Annotated in this window: 19 protein-coding genes and 1 tRNA gene; 15 read left to right on the top strand and 5 right to left on the bottom strand. The window is 57.5% G+C overall.

The genetic code is table 11. From position 1 onward, the window contains the following. Positions 1-109: 109 nt before the first annotated feature. The 5 genes from murI to hemA are packed head-to-tail and all read right to left on the bottom strand — an operon-like array spanning position 110 to position 4845. The gene (murI, locus tag RHM69_RS24890) at positions 110-904 is read right to left on the bottom strand and encodes a glutamate racemase (RefSeq protein ID WP_014716837.1); all 795 of its coding nucleotides are present in this window, start codon (positions 902-904) and stop codon (positions 110-112) included. After that, the gene (locus RHM69_RS24885) at positions 897-1652 is read right to left on the bottom strand and encodes a molybdopterin-synthase adenylyltransferase MoeB (protein ID WP_014716836.1); all 756 of its coding nucleotides are present in this window, start codon (positions 1650-1652) and stop codon (positions 897-899) included. Before RHM69_RS24885 ends, murI begins: the two co-directional genes overlap by 8 nt. Next, positions 1646-2476, bottom strand: a complete 831-nt coding sequence (prmC, locus tag RHM69_RS24880) for a peptide chain release factor N(5)-glutamine methyltransferase (RefSeq protein WP_014716835.1) — start codon at positions 2474-2476, stop codon at positions 1646-1648. The genes RHM69_RS24885 and prmC overlap by 7 nt, the downstream gene beginning before the upstream one ends. After that, positions 2477-3559, bottom strand: a complete 1083-nt coding sequence (gene prfA / locus RHM69_RS24875; RefSeq protein WP_014716834.1) for a peptide chain release factor 1 — start codon at positions 3557-3559, stop codon at positions 2477-2479. Continuing rightward, positions 3556-4845, bottom strand: a complete 1290-nt coding sequence (gene hemA, locus RHM69_RS24870; protein WP_003188356.1) for a glutamyl-tRNA reductase — start codon at positions 4843-4845, stop codon at positions 3556-3558. The genes prfA and hemA overlap by 4 nt, the downstream gene beginning before the upstream one ends. Positions 4846-5089: 244 nt before the next feature. Between hemA and RHM69_RS24865 the strand changes: the two genes are divergently transcribed. From RHM69_RS24865 to RHM69_RS24795, 15 genes are all read left to right on the top strand, one after another. Next, positions 5090-6814: a tetratricopeptide repeat protein gene (locus RHM69_RS24865; protein WP_014716833.1), complete on the top strand. Its 1725-nt coding sequence runs from the start codon at positions 5090-5092 to the stop codon at positions 6812-6814. Between the two features lie 4 nt (positions 6815-6818). Next, the gene (gene lolB, locus RHM69_RS24860) at positions 6819-7436 is read left to right on the top strand and encodes a lipoprotein insertase outer membrane protein LolB (protein WP_014716832.1); all 618 of its coding nucleotides are present in this window, start codon (positions 6819-6821) and stop codon (positions 7434-7436) included. Positions 7437-7485: 49 nt separating this feature from the next. Then, positions 7486-8289: a 4-(cytidine 5'-diphospho)-2-C-methyl-D-erythritol kinase gene (gene ispE, locus RHM69_RS24855; protein WP_178114207.1), complete on the top strand. Its 804-nt coding sequence runs from the start codon at positions 7486-7488 to the stop codon at positions 8287-8289. Between the two features lie 37 nt (positions 8290-8326). Next, positions 8327-8401: transfer RNA gene (locus tag RHM69_RS24850), tRNA-Gln, on the top strand. 46 nt (positions 8402-8447) lie between these two features. Further along, a complete protein-coding gene (locus RHM69_RS24845; protein ID WP_003171603.1) occupies positions 8448-9389 on the top strand; it encodes a ribose-phosphate pyrophosphokinase in 942 nt (313 codons plus the stop codon). 137 nt (positions 9390-9526) lie between these two features. Next, positions 9527-10126, top strand: a complete 600-nt coding sequence (locus RHM69_RS24840) for a 50S ribosomal protein L25/general stress protein Ctc (protein WP_003188351.1) — start codon at positions 9527-9529, stop codon at positions 10124-10126. A gap of 167 nt (positions 10127-10293) precedes the next feature. Further along, positions 10294-10878, top strand: a complete 585-nt coding sequence (pth, locus tag RHM69_RS24835; protein ID WP_010213318.1) for an aminoacyl-tRNA hydrolase — start codon at positions 10294-10296, stop codon at positions 10876-10878. Positions 10879-10900: 22 nt separating this feature from the next. After that, positions 10901-12001 carry a redox-regulated ATPase YchF gene (gene ychF / locus RHM69_RS24830; protein ID WP_014716830.1) on the top strand — a complete coding sequence of 367 codons (1101 nt, stop codon included), beginning with the start codon at positions 10901-10903 and terminating at the stop codon, positions 11999-12001. A 321-nt stretch (positions 12002-12322) separates the two neighbouring features. Further along, on the top strand, positions 12323-13246 hold the full coding sequence (locus RHM69_RS24825; protein WP_014716829.1) for a sigma 54-interacting transcriptional regulator: 924 nt from the start codon (positions 12323-12325) through the stop codon (positions 13244-13246). Positions 13247-13489: 243 nt separating this feature from the next. Continuing rightward, a complete protein-coding gene (locus RHM69_RS24820) occupies positions 13490-13714 on the top strand; it encodes a hypothetical protein (RefSeq protein ID WP_014716828.1) in 225 nt (74 codons plus the stop codon). A 485-nt stretch (positions 13715-14199) separates the two neighbouring features. Further along, the gene (sctJ, locus tag RHM69_RS24815) at positions 14200-15000 is read left to right on the top strand and encodes a type III secretion system inner membrane ring lipoprotein SctJ (protein ID WP_014716826.1); all 801 of its coding nucleotides are present in this window, start codon (positions 14200-14202) and stop codon (positions 14998-15000) included. Between the two features lie 13 nt (positions 15001-15013). Continuing rightward, positions 15014-15595 carry a type III secretion protein gene (locus tag RHM69_RS24810; RefSeq protein WP_224796991.1) on the top strand — a complete coding sequence of 194 codons (582 nt, stop codon included), beginning with the start codon at positions 15014-15016 and terminating at the stop codon, positions 15593-15595. Beyond that, positions 15573-16166 (top strand): type III secretion system stator protein SctL, encoded by a 594-nt coding sequence (gene sctL / locus RHM69_RS24805; protein ID WP_200601347.1) that lies wholly within the window; start codon positions 15573-15575, stop codon positions 16164-16166. Before RHM69_RS24810 ends, sctL begins: the two co-directional genes overlap by 23 nt. Before the next feature lie 90 nt (positions 16167-16256). Beyond that, positions 16257-16472 carry a hypothetical protein gene (locus RHM69_RS24800; RefSeq protein ID WP_014716823.1) on the top strand — a complete coding sequence of 72 codons (216 nt, stop codon included), beginning with the start codon at positions 16257-16259 and terminating at the stop codon, positions 16470-16472. Then, a complete protein-coding gene (locus tag RHM69_RS24795) occupies positions 16473-16865 on the top strand; it encodes a hypothetical protein (protein ID WP_014716822.1) in 393 nt (130 codons plus the stop codon). It begins immediately after the preceding gene. Positions 16866-16876: the final 11 nt, after the last annotated feature.

The raw sequence follows: 16876 nt of genomic DNA, 5'->3' as shown, positions 1-16876 counted from the left end.
GAAACGTCCTTTGCAAACGGAATAATTGGGTTATGTACAGGCTAACGGGCTATAGAAGCCGACGCATAGCCAGAAGTTCAGCTTTTTTCAGTGTTATTTCACGAAATTTTCACGAGCCAAAGCTTCGCACAACTCCAGGATGTTTCCAAAGTGTCGGTAGGATATTTCTTAGGTGACACAGATCGCCGCTGGTCCAGAACTGTGTAGCTTCAGGTTCGCCAGCGGCCAGCAGGTCGCGCTCACCCAGCAAGCGCTTGAGCTGGCGCGCCACAGCGGCGCCGGTATCAATGAGGATGATGCTGGGGGGCAGCATCTGCGCCAGGAGTGGCTTGAGGAAGGGGTAATGAGTGCAACCCAGGATGATGGTGTCGCAACCGGCGCTGAGCAGCGGCTCTACATAGCCTTGCAGCAGGGCGCGCAAGGCCGGGCTGTTGAGGTCGCCGGCTTCAATCAGCTCCACCAGGCCTGGGCACGGCTGGGTAATCACTCGCACATCGGTGGCGAAGCGGTCGAGCAAGGCGGCGAACTTGGCGCTTTGCAGGGTACCGGTGGTGGCGAGCACACCCACCACGCCACTGCGCGTGGCTGCGGCCGCAGGTTTCACCGCAGGCTCCATACCGACCAATGGCCAGTCAGGGTAATCCTGGCGTAAGTCGGCCACGGCGGCGACAGTCGCCGTATTACAGGCAATCACAAAGGCCTTGGCGCCCCGCTCGCGGAAAAACTCAGCGACCGAGCGAGAACGCTCAAGAATGAACGCCGGCGTTTTCTCGCCATAAGGAATGTGCCCGCAGTCAGCCACGTACAACAGTGACTCGTGGGGCAACAACTGCTGGATTTCTTCCAGCACCGTGAGGCCGCCGATGCCGGAATCGAACACACCAATAGGCGCGCCCTTAACCATGCTTTGCCCCGCAGACGCTGCAGCCTGGGTCACGCTTGACGCGCAACTCGCGAAAACGCGTGGTCAGCGCATCGATCAACAACAGGCGCCCCACCAACGGCTCACCAAAACCGGCCAGCAGCTTCAAGGCTTCCAGCGCTTGCAGGCTGCCAACCACCCCCACCAACGGCCCGACAACGCCGGCTTCGCTGCAGGTCAGTTCAGTGTCGCTGCCGTGCCCGTACAAACAGTGGTAACAGGGGCTGTCGGCGCGACGGGGGTCGAATACCGACAACTGCCCCTCAAGGCGAATGGCCGCGCCACTGACCAGGGGTTTGCCGGCGGCGACGCAGGCCGCGTTGACCGCCTCGCGGGTAGAGAAGTTGTCGCTGCAATCGAGCACCAGGTCCACTGCGTTGACCGCAGCGGCCAGCGAGTCGGCATCCAGCGCAGCACGATAGGCGACCAGGGTGACTTCAGGGTTGATCGCCCTCAGGCGCCCCATGGCCGAATCGACCTTGGTCTGCCCCACGCTGTCGGTGTCATGGATGATCTGGCGTTGCAGGTTGGTCAAATCGACTGTATCGAAATCCGCCAGGTGCAATTCGCCCACCCCAGCAGCGGCCAGGTAAAGCGCCACTGGAGCGCCCAGGCCACCCAGGCCGACGATCAACGCGCGACTCTGCTTCAGGCGCAATTGGCCGTCGATGTCGACAGGCTGCAACAGAATCTGCCGGCTATAGCGCAACAGCTCCTGGTCGGTCAGCACGGGCGGCGCCCCAAGGTGATGCGTTGGTGACCGCCGAGGTCGATGCGGCTATGTACGCCTTCGAACCCCTGGTTCAGCAACAATTCGCGCACGGCCTGGGCCTGGTCGTAACCGTGCTCGAGCAACAGCCAGCCTCCGTCGTTCAGGTGGTCAGGAGACTCTTGGGTGATCAGGCGCAAGTCGTCCAGACCATCGTGCCCCGCCACCAGCGCACTGGCCGGTTCGAAGCGCACATCGCCGGCCGCCAGGTGCGGGTCATTGTCGGCAATGTAGGGCGGGTTGCTAATGATCAGGTCGAAGCGGTGGCCTTGCAGGGCGCTGAACCAATGGCTGTTGAGCACCGTAGCGTTATTGAGGTGCAGACGTTGACGATTGCGCTCGGCCAGGGCCACGGCCTCCAGCACGCGGTCGACCGCCGTGACCTGCCAGGCCGGCCGTTCGCTGGCCAGGGCCAAGGCGATGGCACCGCTGCCGGTGCCCAGGTCCAGGATCTGGGCGGGCGTGGCGGGCAGCAATTCCAGGGCAGCTTCCACCAGCAACTCAGTTTCCGGGCGGGGGATCAAAGTGTGCGGTGCTACTTCCAGGTCGAGTTTCCAGAAGCCTTGCTGGCCGAGGATATAGGCCACCGGCTCGCCGCTGCGGCGTCGCTGCAGGTAGCCGGCAAAGGTCAGGGCATCTTCGCTGCTGACGATCTTTTCCGGCCAGGTATGCAGGTAGCTGCGCGATTTGCCCAGGGCAGCGGCCAGCAGCAACTCCACGTCCAGGCGCGCCGTTGGCGAGTCGGGCAGGTCAGCGGCGCGCAGCAGGCTGGCAATGATGGTCATTCAGTCACCTATCGCCGCCAGTTGGTCGGCCTGGTATTCGGCGAGCAACGGCTCGATCACCGCATCCACGCCACCGGCGAGAATTTCGTCGAGGGAGTACAGGGTGAGGTTGACCCGATGGTCGGTAACCCGGCCTTGGGCAAAGTTGTAGGTGCGGATACGCTCGGAGCGGTCGCCGGAGCCCACCAGCAGCTTGCGTTCGCTGGCAATTGCGTTGGCCGCGGCGCTGGTCTGCTGGTCGTTCAACTTGGCCGACAACCAGGACATGGCCCGTGCACGGTTCTTGTGCTGGGAACGTTCTTCCTGGCACTCCACCACAATGCCCGACGGCAAGTGAGTGATACGGATCGCCGAGTCGGTCTTGTTAACGTGCTGGCCACCCGCGCCGGATGAGCGGTAGGTGTCGACGCGCAAGTCCGCCGGGTTGATCTCGATGGCTTCCTGTTCGTCCGGCTCAGGCAACACCGCGACGGTGCACGCCGAGGTGTGGATACGGCCTTGGGACTCGGTGGCCGGCACCCGCTGTACGCGGTGCGCACCGGACTCGAACTTCAGCTTGCCATAGACGTTGTCGCCTTCAACCCGGGCGATGACTTCTTTATAGCCGCCGTGCTCGCCCTCGTTCTCGGAGAGGATCTCCACCCGCCAGCCACGACGCTCGGCATAACGCGAATACATGCGGAACAGGTCGCCGGAGAAAATCGCCGCCTCGTCGCCACCGGTGCCGGCGCGGATTTCGAGGAACACGTTGCGTCCGTCGTTAGGGTCCTTGGGCAGCAACATGCGTTGCAAGTCACCCTCAAGCTCAGCGAGTTTGTCCTTGGCTTCGCGGACTTCTTCCACGGCCATTTCACGCATGTCCGGGTCGCTGTCCTTGAGCAGGGCCTGGGCACCTTCGAGGTCGGCCTGGACTTTCAGCAGGTTTTTATAGGTGGCCACAATGGGCTCAACTTCGGCGTATTCCTTGGAATAGGCACGGAATTTGGTCTGATCGGAAATGACCTCGCCATCGCCGAGCAAGGCGGTCAGTTCTTCGAAACGGTCCTGGAGCACGTCCAGTTTATTGAGCAGTGACGCTTTCATTGCGGTTTTTTATCCGAAGAGCTGTCTGACGCGCCCTCACCGAGGGCAAAGAGTTCCTGGGCCATGGCCAGCGCATCGAGGCGGCCTTCGGCGGTAAGCTTTTTCAACTGGACGCTAGGCGCGTGAAGCAGTTTGTTGGTCAGGCCACGGGCCAATTGCATCAGCACCTCTTCGGCGCCACTGCCATTGGCCAGCATGCGCTGGGCCTTGAGCAACTCTTCATCACGCAGGCGTTCACCCTGCTGACGATACGCCTTGAGCACATCCACTGCCGCCAGTTCACGCAGGCGCACCATAAAATCTTCGGCACCGGTGCTGACCATTTCCTCGGCGGCCTGGGCGGCACCCTGCCGGCTCTTGAGGTTTTCAGCGACCACTTCATGCAGATCATCGACGCTATAGAGGTAAACGTCGTCCAACTCGCCGACTTCGGGCTCGATATCCCGGGGAACGGCGATATCCACCATGAAGATCGGCTTGTGCTTGCGCAGCTTCAAGGCGCTCTCGACCGCGCCCTTGCCCAGAATCGGCAATTGGCTGGCGGTGGAACTGATGACGATATCACTGCGTACCAGTTCAGCGGGAATGTCCGACAGCAGCACCGCATGCGCACCGAACTGCTCGGCCAGAATGCTGGCGCGCTCCAGGGTGCGGTTGGCGACCACGATGCGCTTCACGCCAAGATCGTGCAGGTGACGGGCCACCAGGGTGATGGTTTCACCAGCGCCGATCAGCAGGGCCTGGCTGCGCTGCAAGTCGCTGAAAATCTGCTTGGCCAGGCTCACAGCGGCAAAGGCCACGGACACCGGGTTTTCGCCGATGGCCGTATCGGTACGCACTTGCTTGGCGGAATTGAAGGTGGCCTGGAACAGGCGGCCCAGCAATGGGCCGACGGTGCCGGCCTCACGCGCCACGGCGTAGGCGGACTTCATCTGGCCGAGAATCTGCGGTTCACCCAACACCAGCGAGTCGAGACCGGCCGCCACGCGCATCATGTGACGAACTGCCGCATCCTCTTCATGCACATAAGCGCTGGCGCGCAGGTCATCGAGGCTCAAATGGTGATAATCGGCCAGCCAGCGCAGCACCACATCCGCCGAGAGATGTTCCTGCTCTATATAGAGCTCGCTGCGATTGCAGGTCGAAAGAATCGCAGCTTCGCGGCTGTCGGTAAGCCGGCAGAGCTGCTGCAGGGCCTCAACCAACTGCTCTGGCGTAAACGCCACGCGCTCGCGCACGTCTACGGAGGCAGTCTTGTGGTTAATACCGAGTGCGAGGAAGGCCATTCAATATCGCTGATGATGTCGGGAAGCCGACAATTGTCCTACTTCGAAAGATCCAGAACAACCACCGTCGTCTATTGTCCCTATATCTTATGCCTATCAATGCACTTTTGTAGGAGCGAGCAAGCTCGCGCCTACAAAGGAAAGGCAAAAGGCAGCAATAGTCGTATTCCGAGTGCCCCGGTTATGTTTGGCCGAAGGCTTGTGTCATGATGATCCGACCGCAGGTTAGTCGTCCTCTTCCTATATGAATAGATCTTCCGCGTTGCTCCTCGCTTTTGTCTTCCTCAGCGGCTGCCAGGCCATGGCACCCGTGTCGCCGGACGCTACGTCGCCGGTGGAAGACAGCACTCCCGCCCCTGAAAAACCCAAGGTTTATTCCTCGTTCAGTGAAGAAACGATCTACAGCCTGCTGACCGCTGAACTGGCCGGCCAGCGCAATCGCTTCGATATTGCGCTGGATAATTACGTGACCCAGGCCATCAACACCCAGGACCCGGGGATTTCCGAGCGAGCGTTTCGCATCGCCGAATACCTGGGCGCCGACCAGGCAGCGCTGGACACCTCGCTGATCTGGGCCAAAAACGCGCCGGATGATCTGGAAGCCCAACGCGCCGCGGCGGTGCAACTGGCGCGTGCCGGGCGCTATGACGACTCCATGGTCTATATGGAGAAGGTTCTGCAGGGCAAGGGCGACACACATTTTGACTTTCTTGCGCTATCGGCCGCCGACACCGACCAGGACACGCGCAACGGCCTGATGAAGAGTTTCGATCGCCTGCTGCAAAAGCATCCGAAGAACAGCCAGTTGATTTTCGGCAAGGCCCTGCTGCTGCAACAGGACGATGAAGCCGACGCCGCGCTCAACCTCTTGGAACAGAACCCGCCGGAAGAAGGCGAAATCGCGCCGATCCTGTTGCGTGCACGCCTGCTGCAAAGCCTTAACCGCGGCAAGGAAGCGATTCCGCTGCTGGAAAAAAGCATCAAGAAATACCCCGGCGACAAGCGCCTGCTCCTGACCTATGCACGCATGCTGGTTGAGCAGGACCGGATGGAAGACGCCAAAGTGCAGTTCGCCAACCTGGTCCAGCAATACCCGGACGACGACGAACTGCGTTATTCCCTGGCATTGGTGTGCCTGGAAGCCAAGGCCTGGGACGAGGCCAAGGGCTACCTGCAAGAGCTGATCGAACGTGACAGCCACGTGGATTCGGCGCACTTGAACCTGGGCCGCATCGCTGAAGAGCGCAACGACCCGCAGGCGGCCCTGCTTGAATACGCCCAAGTCGGCCCCGGCAATGATTATCTGCCAGCGCAGTTGCGCCAAGCCGACATCCTGATGAGCAACGGCCGCACCGACGAAGCGGAAAAACGCCTGGCCGCGGCCCGCGATGCCGAGCCGGACTATGCGATCCAGCTGTACCTGATCCAGGCCGAGACCTTATCGGCCAACAAGCAGGGCGAACGCGCCTGGAAGTTATTGCAACAGGCGTTGCTGCAATACCCCGACGATTTGAACCTGCTGTACACCCGCGCCATGCAGGCGGAAAAACGCAATGACCTGGCGCAGTTGGAGAAAGACCTGCGCCTGATCATCAAGCGTGACCCGGACAACGCCATGGCCCTTAACGCCCTGGGCTACACCTTGTCCGATCGCACCACGCGCTACGCCGAAGCCAAGGTGCTGATCGAACAGGCCCACGCGCTCAACCCGGAAGACCCGGCCGTACTCGACAGCCTGGGCTGGGTGAATTACCGCCTGGGCAACCTCGACGAGGCCGAGCGCTTACTGCGCCAGGCGCTGGAGCGTTTCCCGGACCAGGAAGTTGCCGCACACCTGGGCGAAGTGCTCTGGGCCAATGGCAAGCAGCGCGAAGCCCGACAAATCTGGGAAAAGTTCCTCAAGGAACAACCCGACAGCCCTATCCTGCGCAGCACCATCAAGCGCCTGACCGGATCCGAGACCCTTTAAGCTTATGTTCTTGCGCCACATTATCGTTTTCAGTTTCATCGCCCTGCTCGCCGGTTGCGCGGGCATCGGCAGCCGTGAATCCGTTGAAGGCCAGGGCAACCCGGCACAATGGAAACAACACAAGGACCAGCTCAGCAGCATCGATGGCTGGCAGATCGAGGGCAAGGTCGGGGTGCGTGCGCCGAAAGACTCCGGCAGCGGCACCCTGTTCTGGCTGCAACGCCAGGACTACTACGACATTCGCCTCTCGGGCCCCCTGGGTCGTGGCGCAGCCCGCCTGACTGGCAGGCCAGGGCAAGCAAGCCTGGAAGTGGCCAATCAGGGCCGCTACGAGGCAACCTCTCCGGAAGAACTGCTGGAGCAGCAGATTGGCTGGAAGCTGCCCGTCTCTCATCTGGTCTGGTGGGTCCGCGGCCTGCCGGCACCTGACAGCAAGAGCCGGCTGAGCCTCAATGGCGACAGCCGCCTCGCCACCCTGGAGCAGGATGGCTGGCAGGTCGAATATTTGAGCTACGTGGAGCAAAGCGGCTATTGGCTTCCCGAACGTATCAAGCTGCATGGCACCGACCTTGATGTCACGCTGGTGATCAAGGACTGGCAACCGCGCAAACTGGGGCAATAACGTGTCCGCACAAAAATTGACCCTGCCCTCCCCGGCCAAGCTCAACCTGATGCTGCACATCCTTGGCCGTCGTGAAGATGGCTACCACGAGTTGCAGACGCTGTTTCAGTTTCTCGACTACGGCGATGAGCTGACCTTTGCCGTGCGTGAGGATGGCGTAATCCAACTGCACACCGAATTCGACGGCGTGCCCCACGACAGCAATCTGATTGTGCGGGCAGCCAAAAAACTTCAGGCACAATCCGGCTGCCCACTTGGCATTGATATCTGGATCGACAAAATCCTGCCCATGGGCGGGGGTATCGGTGGCGGCAGCTCCAATGCCGCGACCACTTTGTTGGGCCTCAATCACTTATGGCAACTGGGCTGGGACCACGATCGCCTTGCTGCGCTGGGCCTCACGCTGGGCGCCGACGTCCCGGTTTTCGTGCGGGGGCACGCCGCATTTGCTGAAGGCGTTGGGGAGAAACTCACCCCTGTAGAGCCCGAAGAACCTTGGTATGTCGTGCTGGTGCCGCAAGTATCTGTAAGTACAGCAGAAATTTTTTCAGATCCGTTGTTGACACGTAACTCTTCTCCCATTAAAGTGCGCCCCGTTCCCAAGGGAAACAGTCGAAATGACTGCTTACCGGTTGTAGCAAGGCGTTATCCAGAGGTACGTAACGCTTTGAATTTGTTAGGTAAATTTACCGAAGCAAAATTAACCGGCACTGGAAGTTGTGTGTTTGGGGGCTTCCCAAGCAAAGCTGAAGCTGATAAAGTCTCGGCCCTTCTTACAGAGACCCTTACAGGGTTTGTAGCAAAAGGAAGCAACGTTTCGATGTTGCATCGCAAGCTGCAAAGTCTGCTCTAAAAGGAACCGAGTGTTAGGCACTCGTTGCAACAGATACAGGGGCGTCGCCAAGCGGTAAGGCAGCAGGTTTTGATCCTGCCATGCGTTGGTTCGAATCCAGCCGCCCCTGCCATTTTCTAATACTCATCCAGGTTACCCTCAGCCTCTAGGTACTGCGCGTGTCCAAGATGATGGTCTTTACGGGGAATGCCAACCCCGATCTGGCTCGACGTGTCGTACGTCAGCTGCATATCCCTCTCGGTGACATCTCTGTCGGTAAATTCTCCGACGGCGAAATTACAGCCGAGATCAATGAAAATGTCCGCGGTAAAGACGTCTTCATTATTCAGCCGACCTGCGCTCCGACCAACGATAACCTGATGGAACTCGTCGTGATGGCTGATGCCTTCCGCCGCTCCTCAGCGACTCGAATCACAGCTGTAATCCCTTACTTTGGTTATGCCCGTCAGGATCGCCGTCCGCGCTCCGCACGTGTAGCTATCAGCGCGAAAGTCGTTGCTGACATGCTGACCGTGGTAGGTATCGACCGTGTGCTCACGGTTGACCTGCACGCTGACCAAATCCAGGGGTTCTTCGATATTCCGGTAGATAACATCTACGGCTCCCCCGTCCTGGTGGATGACATCGAAGACCAGCGCTTTGAAAACCTGATGATCGTGTCCCCGGACATTGGTGGCGTCGTGCGTGCACGGGCTGTTGCCAAATCCCTGGGCGTGGACCTCGGGATCATCGACAAACGCCGTGAGAAAGCCAATCACTCTGAAGTGATGCATATCATCGGTGATGTCGAAGGGCGCACCTGTATTCTGGTTGATGACATGGTCGACACCGCCGGCACCCTGTGCCACGCGGCGAAAGCCTTGAAAGAGCACGGTGCAGCAAAAGTCTTCGCCTACTGCACACACCCTGTGCTGTCGGGCCGAGCGATCGAAAACATCGAGAACTCCGTGCTGGACGAACTGGTGGTGACTAACACCATCCCGTTGTCCGCCGCAGCTCAAGCCTGTGCACGTATCCGCCAACTGGATATTGCACCGGTCGTTGCCGAAGCGGTTCGCCGCATCAGCAATGAAGAATCGATCAGCGCGATGTTCCGTTAAGGGTCAAACCAACGGATCACCTCACTGACGAAAAGCGCCCCGCCCCAGCATTCCGCTGGGGCGGGGCTTTTTTGCCCATATCGAGTTCGGCGCTGGTCGCAAACGCCCCTCGATGATGGCTATTTTGGAGATACAACATGAACGAATTTACTCTGAACGCCCAAGCGCGTACTGACCTGGGGAAAGGTGCGAGCCGCCGCCTGCGTCACGCCGCCAACATCCCAGCCGTTGTCTACGGTGGTAACAAGCCTGCTGAATCCGTGACCATCCTGGCCAAGGAAATCGCCAAGCTGTTCGAAAACGAAGCTGCCTACAGCCACGTTATCGAGCTGAACGTCGACGGCGCCAAGCAGAACGTCATCGTTAAAGCGATGCAGCGTCACCCTTCCAAGCAGTTCATCATGCACGCTGACTTCGTTCGCGTTGTAGCTGGCCAGAAACTGACCGCCATCGTGCCTGTGCACTTTGTGGGTGAAGAAGCTCCGGTCAAGAAAGGCGGCGAGATCTCTCACGTCCTGAACGAAATCGAAGTGACCTGCCTGCCGAAAGACCTGCCTGAGTTCATCGAAGTCGACCTGTCGGCTCTGGAAATCGGCGCCATCGTTCACCTGTCCGACCTCAAGGCCCCTAAAGGCGTTGAGTTTGTCGCACTGGCTCACGGTGATGACAAAGCTGTTGCCAACGTTCACGCTCCACGCGTTGCTCCAGAAGAAGCTGAAGAAGGCGCTGCAGAGTAATTCACTCTGTATTGCCGGAGCTTGAGGAAACATCGCGGACCGAAACGTAGCGAGAAAGCGGGCGATAACGCGGCGTTTACTCTTGAGTAAATGATGTAGTGTCGTCCACTTTCGCCGCACCTGGGTACGGCGATGTTATCCACAACTCCAAAGGAAGGGCTCCTGTCGTGACTGCCATTAAACTGATCGTTGGCCTGGGAAATCCAGGCGCCGAATACGAACAGACCCGGCATAACGCGGGGGCCCTTTTTGTTGAGCGCATCGCCCACGCCCAAGGCGTCAACCTGGTGGCCGATCGCAAATATTTTGGCCTGACCGGGCGCTTCTCGCACCAGGGTCAGGATGTTCGTCTACTGATTCCCACCACCTATATGAACCGCAGCGGCCAGGCTGTCGCGGCGCTTGCGGGCTTCTTCCGGATCAAACCCGAAGAAATCCTGGTGGCCCATGACGAACTGGACCTGCCACCCGGCGTAGCCAAGCTCAAGCTCGGCGGCGGGCATGGTGGGCACAATGGCCTGCGTGACATCATCGCGCAGTTGGGCAATCAGAATAATTTTTACCGTCTGCGGCTCGGCATTGGCCACCCAGGCGTTGCCAGTATGGTTTCAAATTTCGTCCTGGGTCGTGCGCCACGCGCCGAACAGGAAAAACTCGATGCCAGCATCGATTTTGCCCTCGGCGTGCTGCCGGATATCTTCGCCGGTGAATGGAACCGTGCGATGAAAAACCTGCACAGCCAGAAGGCCTGACTCTTATCCGAGGGGAAACACCATGGGATTCAATTGCGGCATCGTCGGCCTGCCCAACGTCGGCAAGTCCACCCTGTTCAACGCCCTGACCAAGTCCGGTATTGCGGCGGAGAACTTCCCCTTCTGCACCATCGAACCCAACAGCGGCATCGTGCCGATGCCGGACCCGCGTCTTGACGCACTGGCGGCCATCGTCAATCCCAAGCGCATCCTGCCGACCACCATGGAGTTCGTCGACATCGCGGGCCTCGTCGCCGGCGCCTCGAAAGGTGAAGGCCTGGGCAACAAGTTCCTGGCCAACATCCGCGAAACCGATGCTATCGCCCACGTGGTCCGCTGCTTTGAAGACGAGAACGTGATTCACGTCTCCAACAGCGTCGACCCCAAGCGCGACATCGAGATCATCGACCTGGAACTGATCTTCGCCGACCTCGACAGCTGCGAAAAGCAACTGCAGAAAGTCGCGCGTAACGCCAAGGGCGGCGACAAGGATGCAGTGGTCCAGAAGGGCCTGCTGGAGCAACTGATCGCGCACTTCACCGAAGGCAAGCCAGCGCGCAGCCTGATGAAGAACATGGGCGCAGACGAGAAGGCCGTGATCAAGGGCTTCCACCTGCTGACCACCAAGCCTGTGATGTACATCGCCAACGTTGCCGAAGACGGCTTCGAGAACAACCCGCTGCTCGACGTGGTCAAGGCTATTGCCGACGAAGAAGGCGCCATCGTTGTTCCGGTGTGCAACAAGATCGAAGCGGAAATCGCCGAGCTCGATGACGGCGAAGAAAAGGACATGTTCCTCGAGGCCCTGGGCCTGGAAGAGCCTGGCTTGAACCGCGTGATCCGCGCAGGCTACGAAATGCTCAACCTGCAGACCTACTTCACCGCCGGTGTCGAAGAAGTCCGCGCCTGGACCGTCAAGGTCGGCGCCACCGCGCCACAGGCTGCTGGCGTGATCCACACCGACTTTGAGAAAGGCTTTATCCGAGCTGAGGTGATCGCTTACAACGACTTCATCCAGTTCAAGGGTGAAGCCGGTGCCAAGGAAGCCGGTAAATGGCGCCTGGAAGGCAAGGACTACATTGTTAAAGATGGCGATGTGATGCACTTCCGCTTTAACGTGTAAGCACCACCGCAGTATTGACTGCGAACAAAAAGCCGATGCATTGCATCGGCTTTTTTGTGGCCGGCATTTAAGCTTACAAATAAAAACACATATCCAAATACTCAACTATCTCAGAATTCTCCTACTTACCTTTTTCGACGCTTTAACCAAACTAAAGCCGAGCACATTAAAAACTTAAACTTACAGTCATTTTCCTACATTATTCCGGCACATAACTACCTCTTCGCCGGGTGACAACTTTTATATTCTGCGTTCTACTGAGTTGGCGCTTGCACACCGTCCTTCTACAGTGAAGTACTAGCGAACAGGGAGTACACATCGATGTCGGCCTACGTCCAGAAGGATAATACAACAGACGTTTCACTCATCGATGGTCAGGAAATTGAAACCACACTTAACAACACCGCCGCGCTTAACGTTGACATCCTGCTGTTGGGAGAAACGGGTACCGGCAAAGATACGCTTGCACAACGGATTCATCGCTTATCGGGTCGACGAGGTAATTTTGTCGCCGTGAACTGTGCGGCCATCCCTGAAAGCCTGGCGGAAAGCCAGCTGTTCGGTGTCAACAGCGGCGCCTACACCGGGGCAGTGCAATCAAGGGCTGGATTTGTCGAAGCCGCCCACTTGGGTACTCTGTACCTTGATGAGATCGACAGCATGCCCTTGAGCCTGCAAGCCAAGCTACTGCGTGTGCTGGAGTGCCGCGGGGTGGAGCGCCTGGGTTCGACTCGGTTCATTTCCGTGGACATGCGCGTCATTGCATCGGCCCAGCAATCCCTGCAAATCATGGTCGACCAGGGCGCCTTCAGGCGTGATCTCTACTTTCGGCTGAATGTCGTGAACATCGAACTGCCCGCCCTGCGCGATCGGCGCGAGCGCATCATCCCGTTGTTTCTGCAGATGATTCAGGAAGAAGCAGACCAGTTCAATTGCACACCTCCATCGCCTTCTGACGGCCTGTTGCATGAACTGCTCTGCCACCCCTGGCTGGGTAATGTTCGCGAGCTACGCTCGGCGGCGAAACGGTTCGTCCTGGGCCTCCCGCCGCTCTCAGCCCCCGCCTGCCGTCAGCCGCCCCCTCAGACGGACCTGAAGGCACGCCTTCAACAAATTGAAAAAGCGTTGATTGAAGAGTCGATGTACCGTCACCAACACTGTGTGGATACCGTAGCCATTGAGCTGGGGGTTGCGAAGCGCACGCTGTATTACAGAATGAAACAATTGAACATATCATTGGCATAAGCTTGATGACGCCCGGTTCAAAAATCTTATAGTCAAAACCTCAATGATACGAGCCAGCACATGAAGAGCCGATAGTTTCTCAAATATTGAGGATCATATTTCGTTACACCTCCGCTCAAAACTTTTGGAACGCATCCGTTTTATAGGCCACACAATTATAGCTGCAAAATATGTCAACAGCGTCATATCTATGATGATGTTACGGGCAGCGAATACAATTCTTAATTCACAAAGGACCCTTATATGTCAACTATTACCTCAGGTTCGATCTATTCACAAGCGTTGGCAAACACGTCTAACCCATTCACTAAATTTAACGGAGGCACAGGAGACGGATTTGCTGGAGGTGGCGAAGATGGCGCCGAAGGCATCTTCGAAAAGATGAAGGCTGATGCCATAAAAAACGGCTGGAGAAGCGCTGAAGTGAAAAACATTCAAGGGTTGATCCGGTCGGGGTCCGGTCAATAATTATCGGGTGATCGATTACCTTTCAGGCTCTCTAGTCCGAAAGGTAATCATCCCCCCTCCCGACAGGCCAGTGTGTACGCCTGTAAAGCTGCGCCCACTTTGATCGAGTAAACCGCCATGCGAATAGCAAACGACCCTTTCTCACAGAAAGGCAGCAGTACGGAACATACCCGTGCAGCCCAGGAACAGTCGCCAGACGGTATGGATGCCAGTTTTTTCACATCGATGCTTGAACGCCCCACCAACGCGACTTCTGCCAAGCCTGAAGTCTCGCTCCTTTTGACAGAGGCCTCAAAGCACCTCAGTCACTCAAGAGATGGCTTCGCAAAAATAATCCGCTCAACCAAAAAAGGTATAGATGTTGAGGCCATCAGTACTTACCCACGAGAGTTATATAGCGCACAACTCACATCACAACTCATGGTGAAATGTCTGGCCAAGACAACACAGTGCATCGACAAGATCAGTAACATGCAGTCCTGAGCATGAATAACTCTCTGCGTGTCGTTTTAGTTTTGATCATGGCTTTTATACTGAGCGGATGCGGTGACCGAGTGGAACTTCATCGCCAATTGTCCGAGCAAGAAGCCAATGAGGTCGTCGCCGAATTGGCTGATAAACATATTCGTGCGCAAAAGACCCCGGCCAAAGATGGCGTCGTCGTAACGGTCAATACAAACGACATCGGGCGCGCCGTACGTACCTTGGAAGCGGCAGGCCTTCCTCGACTTGCCCGGACCACCATGGGGGATACATTTCGCAAGGAAGGGGTCATTTCCACCCCCCTGGAAGAGCGTGCCCGCTACATCTATGCCTTATCCCAAGAGCTTGAAACCACCTTGTCCAAGATCGATGGCGTTATTGTCGCACGCGTGCATGTGGTGTTGCCCGAGCGCATTGCGCCAGGAGAGCCGGTCCAACCTGCATCTGCCTCCGTGTTTATCAAGCATGATCCACGCCTGGATCCCGACAACATCCGTGCGCGGGTCCGCAGAATGGTGGCAAGCAGTATTCCCGGGATGACCACAGCGGTGGATAACCCGCAAAAACTCACTGTGGTGTTTGTACCTGCCTCCACTTATCAGGAACAGCAACGCCTGGTGTATTTCGGCCCCTTCCTGGTGCCTGGCGACGATCTCGGCTTCTGGCGAACCAGCATAATGATTGTGCTGCTCGCTCTGGTTTCGGCCGTGGCCGCCATGATCTTCCTCCAAGCGCGGCGCAAGCGTCACTCCCAGGAGCCGGCCATTAAAGGCGACTCAGCGGGGTCAACGCATGGCACCTAGACCCGACCCTCTCATGCGTGAACAACTGGCCTGGGCTCAGTGGTGGGCTTTTCCCTGGAAGCAGGCCCACGAAGACTGGCGAGGTGAGGAGTATCGTGCGATTGAAAGGCTTTTTTACAACGGCCGGTCAGTGCCCGACAACCTGACGGGTTTTAAAGCCTGCTTGCCTGCTGCGCCTCACGCTACCGTGCTTCGGTTGGCCCTGGCCACGACGGATCAACTGAACCTGGGGCTGGCATTGGTCACGCACATATTCAATCCCGAAGCGCCATCACCATTGAGTGAAAGTCATCACCAGTGGTGCATGCGCCTCTCCATGGCGCTGCACCCCTCCATGCTGCCCCCACATTCCGATCCACTGCGACTGCTTCATAGCTGGGTTGAACCGGCTATCTGGCAGCGTCTTCGATTGCGCTTTCCCCGTACACGTGTGAGCGAGGCTGAAATAGCAAACGCCCCACTCGAACATGCAAGCGGCCGATTGAACACTCTCTGGCAGGCCGTCGTCTGGCGCGTCACGACCATGGCGAGCGGCAACACGCCCCTGTCTCGCACAGGTGAGGAAAACAGTAATGTTATGCCGACATACTATTGAGTTACGCAATGACGCATCCGGCGCACGAGGAAGCCTTATCAAGCGCGAAGAGCTTGCCCATTGGGAACACGCCAACCACCTCTTGAGCCACGCCAAGGCCCAGGCCGACGAATTGATAAGTATGGCCGAGAAAAAATGCGAGGCCATGCTTGAACAAGCCTCATTGGAAATCTGGCAACGCGCAGATGCACAACTCAAGCAATGGGAACGCGACCGTCAAACGATGCGCGACAACCTTGAACACTATGCGACCTCCATAACCAACCAGGCCATTCGCTGCTTGCTCGGCGAGACGACTGCCCCGCAAAGGCTCGCAGCACTGTTAAAGCACTTGCTGGAGAGCCAAGTTCAGGAAGTCAGCGCGACGCTGCTCTGTCATCCCCTTGATCTTGAGGAAATAAGGCAAAGCCTTACACGCCACAAGAGCAACGCCTGGAAGTTAAGCGCCGACGACACAGTTCATCTTCAGACCCTCGTACTGAAAACAGATGAGGGCGACTTCCGTATCAGCTGGAACGCCATGCTCGACACTTTTTTCAAGCAGGATAAAGAGTACTTGATCGAGATTTAATCCTACGAACATAGAGACTTTCTTTATGTTAAGCACTCAGAGCTGACTGTTTAAATTCATCCATCGACAATAGAAAACCGAGGAAAAATCATGGATTTTTTCAAAGAACTGACTCATTCGATTGCCCGAAATAAAACATCGACATACAAGGAGTTCAAAGCCGGCTTCGAAGAAAGCCTGGCCGCCGAAGACAGCGAACTCTTTCACAACTTGGTAACGCGTAGAGAGGTCACCTTTGCGCTTTATAACGAGCACGGTAAAACCGTCAACCAAATGCTTAAAACAACTATTGAAAGCTTCCAGTAGATGAAGGCGCTCGTGAGTGACTGGTTGAGCAGCGGAAAGGAAAAAATCGCTCTATTTGAGGGCGACGACGAAGTCACCCTGCAACGTCAGGGAGACACCGTTTTATTGGGGGCTCAACTGACCTCTTCTCTACCCGATAACTCAGCCTTGCAAGGCTGGCTGCGCCTGGGCGCGGCCAGCTTGAATCATTTTCAAGGTGCATTGGCTCAAAAAGCCGACACGGGAGCGCTATGGGTGATTAACAGCCTGCGCGCCGACCGTGGAGAAGCCGGCCTGCTTGGCTGCCTTGAAGCCCTGCTCAACCAACGCGACACATGGCGCGCAATCAATGCACGACTTGCTCGCCCAGTTCAAAACCTCAAACCCACCCCGCTAAGTTCACGTTCGTACTAATTAGAGAACTG

This window comes from Pseudomonas sp. CCI1.1 (genome assembly GCF_034348165.1).
Lineage (GTDB): Bacteria > Pseudomonadota > Gammaproteobacteria > Pseudomonadales > Pseudomonadaceae > Aquipseudomonas > Aquipseudomonas paracarnis.
The sequence above is the reverse complement of the archived record's forward strand: the minus strand, read 5'-3'. Positions and strand labels throughout refer to the sequence as shown.

Excerpts from the sequence above, each read along its gene's own strand:
- sctL (WP_200601347.1), top strand. The coding sequence starts at position 15,573 with ATGTTATGCCGACATACTATTGAGTTACGCAATGACGCATCCGGCGCA.
- prmC (WP_014716835.1), bottom strand. The coding sequence starts at position 2,476 with ATGACCATCATTGCCAGCCTGCTGCGCGCCGCTGACCTGCCCGACTCG.
- RHM69_RS24800 (WP_014716823.1), top strand. The coding sequence starts at position 16,257 with ATGGATTTTTTCAAAGAACTGACTCATTCGATTGCCCGAAATAAAACA.
- murI (WP_014716837.1), bottom strand. The coding sequence starts at position 904 with ATGGTTAAGGGCGCGCCTATTGGTGTGTTCGATTCCGGCATCGGCGGC.
- ychF (WP_014716830.1), top strand. The coding sequence starts at position 10,901 with ATGGGATTCAATTGCGGCATCGTCGGCCTGCCCAACGTCGGCAAGTCC.
- hemA (WP_003188356.1), bottom strand. The coding sequence starts at position 4,845 with ATGGCCTTCCTCGCACTCGGTATTAACCACAAGACTGCCTCCGTAGAC.
- sctJ (WP_014716826.1), top strand. The coding sequence starts at position 14,200 with ATGAATAACTCTCTGCGTGTCGTTTTAGTTTTGATCATGGCTTTTATA.
- RHM69_RS24825 (WP_014716829.1), top strand. The coding sequence starts at position 12,323 with ATGTCGGCCTACGTCCAGAAGGATAATACAACAGACGTTTCACTCATC.
- lolB (WP_014716832.1), top strand. The coding sequence starts at position 6,819 with ATGTTCTTGCGCCACATTATCGTTTTCAGTTTCATCGCCCTGCTCGCC.
- RHM69_RS24795 (WP_014716822.1), top strand. The coding sequence starts at position 16,473 with ATGAAGGCGCTCGTGAGTGACTGGTTGAGCAGCGGAAAGGAAAAAATC.
- ispE (WP_178114207.1), top strand. The coding sequence starts at position 7,486 with ATGCTGCACATCCTTGGCCGTCGTGAAGATGGCTACCACGAGTTGCAG.
- RHM69_RS24810 (WP_224796991.1), top strand. The coding sequence starts at position 15,014 with ATGCGTGAACAACTGGCCTGGGCTCAGTGGTGGGCTTTTCCCTGGAAG.
- RHM69_RS24820 (WP_014716828.1), top strand. The coding sequence starts at position 13,490 with ATGTCAACTATTACCTCAGGTTCGATCTATTCACAAGCGTTGGCAAAC.
- prfA (WP_014716834.1), bottom strand. The coding sequence starts at position 3,559 with ATGAAAGCGTCACTGCTCAATAAACTGGACGTGCTCCAGGACCGTTTC.
- RHM69_RS24865 (WP_014716833.1), top strand. The coding sequence starts at position 5,090 with ATGAATAGATCTTCCGCGTTGCTCCTCGCTTTTGTCTTCCTCAGCGGC.
- RHM69_RS24840 (WP_003188351.1), top strand. The coding sequence starts at position 9,527 with ATGAACGAATTTACTCTGAACGCCCAAGCGCGTACTGACCTGGGGAAA.